This window comes from Paenibacillus jamilae (assembly GCF_050482105.1).
In the GTDB taxonomy this organism is placed as follows: Bacteria; Bacillota; Bacilli; order Paenibacillales; family Paenibacillaceae; genus Paenibacillus; species Paenibacillus jamilae_B.
In genome coordinates, this window is record NZ_JBCNHI010000032.1 from 1 (window position 1) to 4,516 (window position 4,516).

The window sequence follows — 4,516 nt, forward strand, 5'->3', positions numbered from 1 at the left end:
CAATCGGTGTACCGGGCGAATTATGTATTGCAGGGGAAGGATTAGCCCGTGGGTATTGGAAACGCGAAGAACTAACGGCAGAGAAATTTGTAGAGAACCCGTTTGCCGAAGGCAAAACAGGGAATGAGCGGATGTACCGCACCGGCGATTTGGCGAGATGGATGCCGGATGGCAACATTGAATATCTGGGTCGAATCGACCATCAGGTGAAAATCAGAGGCTATCGGATCGAACTGGGTGAGATCGAATCGCAGCTATTGCAAGTGGAGTCAGTGCAAGAAGCGGTCATCATGGCCCGTGCGGACGAAACTGGCCAAACACAGCTAGTGGCGTACTACGTAGCCAGTCAAGAGCTTGGAGCTAGTGAGCTGAGATATGAGCTGGGGCAGGAGCTGCCAAGTTATATGGTGCCCTCGTATTTCATTCAGTTGGAGCAGATGCCGCTGACACCGAACGGTAAAATCGACCGTAAGGAACTGCCTGCACCAGAAGGCAGTCTGCACAGTGGTGCGGATTATGCAGCGCCACGAACTGTAACGGAACGGACACTCGTAGCGATCTGGCAGTCTGTCCTGGGCGTGCAAACTGTCGGTATTTTGGACAATTTCTTCGATCTGGGCGGCGATTCCATCAAGGCGATTCAAATCGTATCCCGTGCGTTCCAGGCAGGCTATAAGCTGGACATGAAGGATTTGTTCCACTATCCAATCGTTGCAACACTGGCATCGCATATATACGAGGTAAGTCGTATTGTAGATCAGGGAGAAGTGAGTGGGGAAACGGCTCTGCTTCCAATCCAGCACTGGTTCTTTGCACAAGAGCAAATAGATGCGGATCACTTTAATCAGGCGGTTATGCTGCATCGGAAGCAGGGCTTTAACGAGTCGGCTCTGCATCAGGCGCTTAGAAAGCTAACAGAGCATCATGATGCTCTGCGGATGGTATTCAGCAAGACAGAGCGAGGCTATAAAGCATGGAACCGTGGAATACAGGAGGGTGAGTTGTACCACCTGGACGTAGTTGACTTTACAAACTTGACGGATGAAGCCACGCTCAGTGCAGCAATTGAGGCGAAAGCCAGTGAAATTCAAAGTAGCATCCAGCTGCATGAAGGGCCTTTGTTGAAGGCTGGTTTGTTCCACTGTGCAGATGGGGACCATCTCCTGATGGCGATTCACCATTTGGTAGTAGACGGGGTATCATGGCGTATTTTGTTTGAGGATTTGGCCGCAGCCTATGAACAGGCCATTCATGCAGAGGTACTTCAGTTACCAGACAAAACGGATTCATTTCGCTTCTGGTCGCAAGAACTTTCCAAGTATGCGAACAGCACAGCAATGGAAAGTGAACACGCCTACTGGGAGCAATTGAACGCAGCCGCTTTGTCTAACCAAGTGCGTTTGCCTGAGGATCAAGCGCAGGCCGACTCATTTAGCTTGGCTGGCACGGATACAGTGGTCTTCCAGCTTACGGAAGAAGAGACAGAAAGACTATTGAAGCAAGCACACCACGCATATAACACGGAAGTGAACGATCTGCTTCTGACTGCATTGGGCATGATGCTGTACACGTGGACTGGTCATGAACGCAGTCTGATTAATTTAGAGGGACACGGACGTGAGAATATTTTGCCGGATGCGGACATTTCTCGTACTGTAGGCTGGTTTACGAGTCAATATCCAATATTGCTAGACATTGGTTGTGATCATGCTTTGTCGGGAAACATCAAACGGGTTAAAGAGTGCCTGCGCCGTATCCCGAATAAAGGAATTGGCTACGGAATCTGGAGATATTTGAGTGAATCCGGCCAAGCCATTAGTCAGCAAGCAGATGTACTGAATCTTGGTCAACATCAAGCTTTTGCCGAGCCGCAAGTGAGCTTTAACTATCTCGGACAGTTTGATCAGGACTTGCAAAACAGCGATATCCATATATCTCCTTACCCGATGGAATCGGTCGTTAGTGACCGGACAAAGATGAAGGATGCTCTTGATGTGAGCGGGATCGTAATGAACGGCATTCTGGAACTCGTTATTCGGTATAACGGCAAAGCCTTCCGTAAGGACACAGCGCAGATGCTGGCTGATCTGTTAAAGGCTAATCTACTTGAAATTATCGAGCATTGTGTCACACGGGAACAGACCGAATTGACTCCAAGTGATGTGCTGTTTAAAGGCCTGACACTGGAGCAACTAGATACGATTAAGGAGCAGACAAAGGCAGTTGGGGAATTGGAAAATGTGTACCCGTTAACTCCCATGCAAAAGGGCATGCTGTTTCACAGCCTGATGAATGCAGAAACAGGTGTGTATTTTGAGCAGGCTACCTTTGACCTTGAAGGCCACTTTGCGCCATCTATATTCGAGGAAAGCCTAAAGCTGCTGGTTAGCCGGCATGCTATATTACGGACAAATTTCTACAGCGGCTGGCATGGTCAACCCTTGCAAATAGTCTACCGTCACAAAAATTTGTGCTTCCGTTATGAAGATGCCAGAGGGCATGAACACGCTGTAGCTGAATTTGTGTCCCAGGATAAAGCTCAGAGCTTTGATTTAACCAAGGATGCGCTCATGCGCGTAGCCGTCTTCCGCACGGATGATAGCTCGTACCGTTTTGTATGGAGCTTCCATCATATCGTAATGGATGGCTGGTGCCTGTCACTAATGACAGACGAAGTATTCAGTGCATATTTTGCCTTGCTCGAGAACAAGCAGCCAGAACTCGCACCTGTCAAGCCGTATAGTGACTATATCGAATGGTTGGAATGTCAAGATTCACAGGAAGCGACCCGCTATTGGAGTGACTACTTGGCAGGTTTTGAGCAGCAAACATTGTTGCCTAGTGAGAACTCACAAGCTTCTGAAGTAGGGTTGTATAAAGATTCAGACAAAAGCGGTGGAAGTTCAAATTCCGGCTACGTTTCGGAAAAGCTGCCATTTATGTTGGGCAAAGAGCGAAGTGCCGCATTAAACCAAATTGCCAAACAACAGCATGTAACGATTAACACATTGCTGCAAAGCGTTTGGGGCGTTATTTTACAGAAATACAATAATAATCAGGATGTTGTGTTTGGTAGTGTTGTATCCGGCCGTCCAGCAGAAATTCCGGGTGTGGAGAACATGATCGGTTTGTTTATTAACACGATTCCGGTACGCCTATGCAGTGCACAGAATGCTACATTTGCTGAAGTATTGCAGCGTACACAGGAACAGGCTCTGGCCTCCAGTGTCTATGACACGTTCCCGTTGTACGAAATCCAGGCACTGACTGAACAAAAACAAGACCTGGTTAATCACATCATGGTCTTTGAAAACTACCCAATCGGGCAGCAGATGAAGCAGATGGGCGGTTTCAGCGAGACAAGGGAACAAACAGGCTTCTCTATTGCCAACGTGGCACTTGCAGAGCAAACCAACTACGATTTTAATCTGATTGTATTGCCTGATGAAGATATCTCTATTCTGCTTGAGTACAATGCTCTGGTGTATAACAAGTCTGCAATGGAACGTATCCATGGTCATATCAGCTACGTCATCGAGCAAATCGTGAACAATCCGCATATCCGAGTGAATGAGCTGACATTGGTGACACCGGAAGAGCAGGCACAGATCGTTCAGGTGTGGGGAGATACGGCGGCAGCTTATCCGCAGGATCAGACGCTAAGCAGTCTGTTTGAGCAGCAGGCGGCAAATACACCAGAGCAAGTGGCGGTACTGTGCGGAGCGGAATCGTTGACCTACCGTGAGCTGAACGAGCGAGCCAACCGTCTCGCACGCACCTTGCGTGCGGAAGGAGTAGAACCGGATCAGCCGGTGGGCATTCTGGTGCAGCGTTCACTGGACATGATCGTAGGCATCTATGCGATCCTCAAGGCCGGCGGCGCTTATGTACCGATCGATCCGGAATATCCGGCTGACCGTATCCGCTTCATGCTGGAGGACTCAGGAGCGAAGCTGGTGCTGACACAATCGCATCAGGCGGAGCAAGCGTCGCTGATTTTCGATGGTCAGGTGCTGGTGCTAGATCGTCAGGAGCAGGATGGCAAGAACATTTACCACGAAGACAGCTCGAATTTGGAGCCCCTGGCCGGACCGCATCATGTCGCGTACGTCATCTACACGTCCGGTTCGACCGGAAAACCGAAGGGCGTAATGGTAGAGCACCATTCCGTGCTGAACCGGATTTTGTGGATGCATAATCGCTACGGGTTGAGTGGAGCAGATACGATCTTGCAAAAGACGGCCTTCACCTTCGACGTGTCGGTATGGGAGCTGTTCTGGTGGTCGATGGTCGGCTCGAAGGTAAGCCTGCTGTCGGTCGGCGGAGAAAAGAACCCGGAAGACATCGTGGACACGATTGCCCGCGATGGTGTGAGCACGATGCACTTTGTGCCGGCGATGCTGCATGCATTCCTCGAATATGTGGAGCAGCAGCCGCGGGAAGTGATGCAAGCGAAGCTGGGCACGCTGCGCCATGTCTTTGCCAGTGGTGAAGCGTTGCCGCCACAGCATGTGGC

General features: G+C 49.9%; 1 protein-coding gene. It reads left to right on the forward strand.

The window, feature by feature from the left end; translation table 11 throughout:
- On the forward strand, positions 1–4,516 hold a 4,516-nt coding region (locus ABEW32_RS24565), incomplete at both ends, for a condensation domain-containing protein (protein ID WP_430192680.1).